Source organism: Anaerofustis sp. (genome assembly GCF_019420015.1).
Lineage (GTDB): Bacteria > Bacillota > Clostridia > Eubacteriales > Anaerofustaceae > Anaerofustis.
This window is the reverse complement of sequence record NZ_JAHZIA010000058.1, coordinates 1-4,281: the sequence shown is the minus strand read 5'-3', so window position 1 is coordinate 4,281 and position 4,281 is coordinate 1. Positions and strand designations below refer to the sequence as shown.

The window sequence follows — 4,281 nt, the reverse complement described above, 5'->3', positions numbered from 1 at the left end:
TATTTATCGTGGCACCGATAACCTTATCCCCTGTCGTTTTCTCAACAGGAATACTTTCCCCCGTTATCATTGACTCATCTATACTGCTGATTCCTTCAACAATTACCCCATCAACAGGAATACTGCTTCCAGGTTTTACAATCACAATATCTCCCTTTAACACATCTTCCGCCAATACTTGTACTTCTTTTCCATCTCTTTCAACCAATGCCGTCTTTGGAGCTAAGTTCATAAGTTTGGTTATTGCTTCGCTGGTTTTTCCTTTTGATTTTGCCTCCAAATATTTTCCTAATGTGATAAGAGTAAGAATCGTTCCCGCCGATTCAAAATACAAATCGGTACTGTACCTGGATACCATACTCATATCACCATGACCAAGCCCATATCCTATCTTAAAAATCGCAAATACCCCGTAAACAACGGCTGCTCCCGAACCTACAGCTATAAGACTATCCATGTTCGGACTTCTTTTAAATAAGCTTTTAAACCCTACAATATAATATTTTCTGTTCAAATACATTATAGGAAGAACAAGCAAAAATTGTATGAATGCAAAGGTGATGGCATTTTCGTTGCCATGAAATAATTTCATTATAAAATCAGGTGTTTTAATTCCAAGAAAACCATCAAACATATGATACATCGAAATATACATAAGCGGAATTAAAAAACACAAAGAAATTACAAATCTGTGTTTCATTGAAGAAATTTCATCTTCGCTTTCTTCATTTGTATTTTTCTTCATTTTATCCTTTTTATCTGTATTCACATCATGAATACTTGCTCCATACCCTGATTTTTCAACACTTCCTATAATATCTTTTTGATTTAATATATTTTCATCATAAGAAATATTCATACTGTTCGTCAAAAGATTAACAGAAACATTTTCTACCCCATCAAGTTTAGATAAGTCTTTTTCTATTCTTGAAGAACAGGCAGAACAACTCATGCCGGTAACATCATATTTTTCTTTTTTCATGTTTCCTCCTTTTTATAATTAGCATATGCTAATTATTATATGATAAGTATATCATTTTTTTCATCTATGTCAATATCAATTATAAAATCCTATATAAGTAATTATAAACTTAATAATTGCTATACATCTATTATATCATGTTAGCTATAACAAACAAGATGTTTGTAAAAATAAATAACTTTTACAAACATCTTGTTTTCATTTAAAACCAATACATTAAAGATTTTTATATTAATGATAAATATTTAATAAGTTAACATTTCCATGACAACTTTTTGTAATCTACATTATTTCCGTAAATTTATATTCTATACGCTTCTTGTTAAATAAATAATACATAACCCCTACAGCATCTGCAAGAATCCACCCTATAGGAACACTTACCCATATTCCCACTACACCGATTTGAGGAACAGCTGAAAGGACATAGGCAAGCAAAACCCTGGTACCCAGTGAAATTACAGTGAGAACAACAGACATAAAAGGTTTTTCCACAGCTCTGTAAATACCGTACAATAAAAATAATAATCCAATCCCGATATAGAACGAACCTTCCACCCTCAAATACAATACTCCCGCATTTATTATTTCAAGCTCATTTACATTTATAAATATACTCATGAGTTGCTTAGCAAAAATAAAAACAATCAAAGATATAACTAAACAAAAAACAAACGTAAGACCTATAGCAACTTTTATTCCTTTTTTTATTCTCTCTTTATTTTTTGCTCCGTAATTTTGTGCAATAAAAGTAGAAAAAGCATTGCCAAAATCCTGAACGGGCATATATGCAAAAGAATCAATCTTAACCGCAGCGGCAAAAGCGGCCATAATTACTGCACCAAAAGAATTTACAAGCCCCTGCACCATAAGAATACCAAAGTTCATTATTGATTGCTGCATACATGTTAAAAAAGAAAATTTAAAAATCTCCTTTAATATTCCTTTATTCCACCTCATATATTCCTTTGAAAATCTAAATTCATCAAATTTTGTTAAAGTATAAATACTTATACCTATACCGGAAACAAATTGAGAAAAAACAGTGGCGATTGCTGCCCCTTGAACTCCCATCCCCAGAGAAATAATAAAATATAAATCTAAAAATATATTCAAAAGTGCAGAAACTCCAAGAAATACCAATGGAATAAAAGAATTCCCTATTGCCCTTAATAATGATGCGTAATAATTATATAAAAAGGTTGCAATAATACCGAAAAAAATAATAAAAATGTAATTTCTCATGAGAGGATAAATCTCAGGCGGAACATTTAAAAATGCCATAATATTATCTATAAATACAAAAGCAAAAACATTTAATATCAAAGATATGAAAGCAATTAAAATAAACGATATAAAGACACTCTCCTTTAATTTTTTTTCATTTTTTTCTCCGTATCTTATTGAAAAAACGGCCCCACTACCCATGCATAGACCGAGAATTATAGAAGTTATAAATACCATTAAAGTATAAGCAGAGCCTACCGCAGCCAGTGCATCTGTACCGATAAACTTTCCTACAATCAATGTATCGGCTATATTATATAATTGTTGCAATAAATTCCCGACTATCATCGGAAAAGAAAATAAAATTATACTCTTCGCAATATTTCCTTTTGTTAAATCAATTTGCATAATACTACAGTCCCCGTCTTGTATTGAAATGAAAATATAATATAATGATATATTTATCCTAATATATTGTCAAATTGATATTTAAAAATTTTAAATTCACAATAAAAAAAAATCTGAAGTACAAATATAAAAAATAAATTTACAAATAAAAAAGCCCTTAAATAAAAGGGCTTTTAAATCATAAATTAATTATTAGATGAACAATGGAGCAAATACCAAAGCTACAATTGTCATTAATTTGATTAAAATATTAAGAGAAGGACCAGAAGTATCTTTAAACGGATCACCTACTGTATCACCTACAACGGCTGCCGCATGAGCGTCACTTCCTTTTCCACCATGAGCTCCGCCTTCAATATATTTTTTCGCATTATCCCAAGCACCGCCTGAGTTAGCCATTTGGATAGCCATTAATACACCTGTTACAAGTGCACCTGCAAGAAGACCTCCAAGAGCTGTAGCGCCAAGGAAATATCCTACTAAAAGAGGAACAATTACAGCCAATAAACCAGGAATAATCATTTCCTTTAAAGCTGCTTGTGTTGAAATTTCTACACAGGTAGAATATTCAGGTTTAGCTTTTCCTTCCATAATACCAGGAATTTCTCTAAATTGTCTTCTAACTTCTTCAATCATCTTATTGGCAGCATTACCAACAGCTTCCATTGTCAAAGAAGAGAATACGTAAGGTAACATACCACCGATGAATAAACCTGCAATAACTTTTACATCAAGTAAGTCAATAGCCTTTATACCTACAGCAGTTGAATATGATGCAAATAATGCAAGAGCAGTTAAAGCAGCAGAACCGATAGCAAAACCTTTACCTATAGCAGCTGTTGTATTACCAACACTATCAAGTTTATCGGTTATATCTCTTACAGAAGAGTCAAGCTCTGCCATTTCAGCAATACCACCGGCATTATCAGCTATAGGACCATAAGCATCAACCGCAATAGTCATACCTGCAGTTGACAGCATACCTACAGCAGCAAGAGCTATACCGTATAAACCTTCAGTAGAAAGATTATATGAAAGTAAGATAGCAACAACTATTAATACAATAGGAACAGCAGTTGACATCATACCTACAGCAAGACCGCTGATAATTGTGGTAGCAGCACCGGTTTCACTTTGTTGAGCAATTTTTTTAACAGATTTATACTCATCAGAAGTATAAATTTCTGTAATCTTACCGATTAAAATACCACATACTAAACCTGCAATTATAGCATAAAAATATGTAACATCTTTAAGAAGACTTGTTGTTAAGAAGTAAGCTGCGATAATTACAAGAATACCACTTATATATGTACCCATATTTAAACTCTTGTGAGGATCTGCATTTTCTCCGCCTTTAACAAATAAAGAACCGATTATAGAAGCTATGATACCAATTGCAGCAAGAGCAAGAGGGAACATGATAGCTTCAAGAGAACCTAATAATAATCCACCAAGAGTCATTGCAGAAATAATAGAACCAACATATGATTCAAATAAGTCAGAACCCATACCTGCAACGTCACCTACGTTATCACCTACATTATCAGCAATAACAGCAGGGTTTCTAGGGTCATCTTCAGGAATACCGGCTTCAACTTTACCTACCAAATCGGCACCAACATCGGCTGCTTTAGTATAGATACCACCGCCTACTCTACCGA

Annotated in this window: 3 protein-coding genes; all 3 read right to left on the bottom strand. The window is 32.6% G+C overall.

What is annotated here, in order from left to right; translation table 11 throughout:
- A partial coding sequence (locus tag QZ357_RS09155) for a heavy metal translocating P-type ATPase (protein ID WP_290776402.1) occupies positions 1-982 on the bottom strand: 982 nt, incomplete at its 3' end.
- A 282-nt stretch (positions 983-1,264) separates the two neighbouring features.
- Positions 1,265-2,617 carry an MATE family efflux transporter gene (locus QZ357_RS09150; protein ID WP_290776400.1) on the bottom strand — a complete coding sequence of 451 codons (1,353 nt, stop codon included), beginning with the start codon at positions 2,615-2,617 and terminating at the stop codon, positions 1,265-1,267.
- A gap of 192 nt (positions 2,618-2,809) precedes the next feature.
- Positions 2,810-4,281 (bottom strand): sodium-translocating pyrophosphatase (locus QZ357_RS09145; RefSeq protein WP_290776398.1); only part of this gene is annotated, 1,472 nt, incomplete at its 5' end.

Bases quoted from the DNA above. Each gene is read 5' to 3' on its own strand.
- QZ357_RS09150 (WP_290776400.1), bottom strand. From the start codon at position 2,617: ATGCAAATTGATTTAACAAAAGGAAATATTGCGAAGAGTATAATTTTA.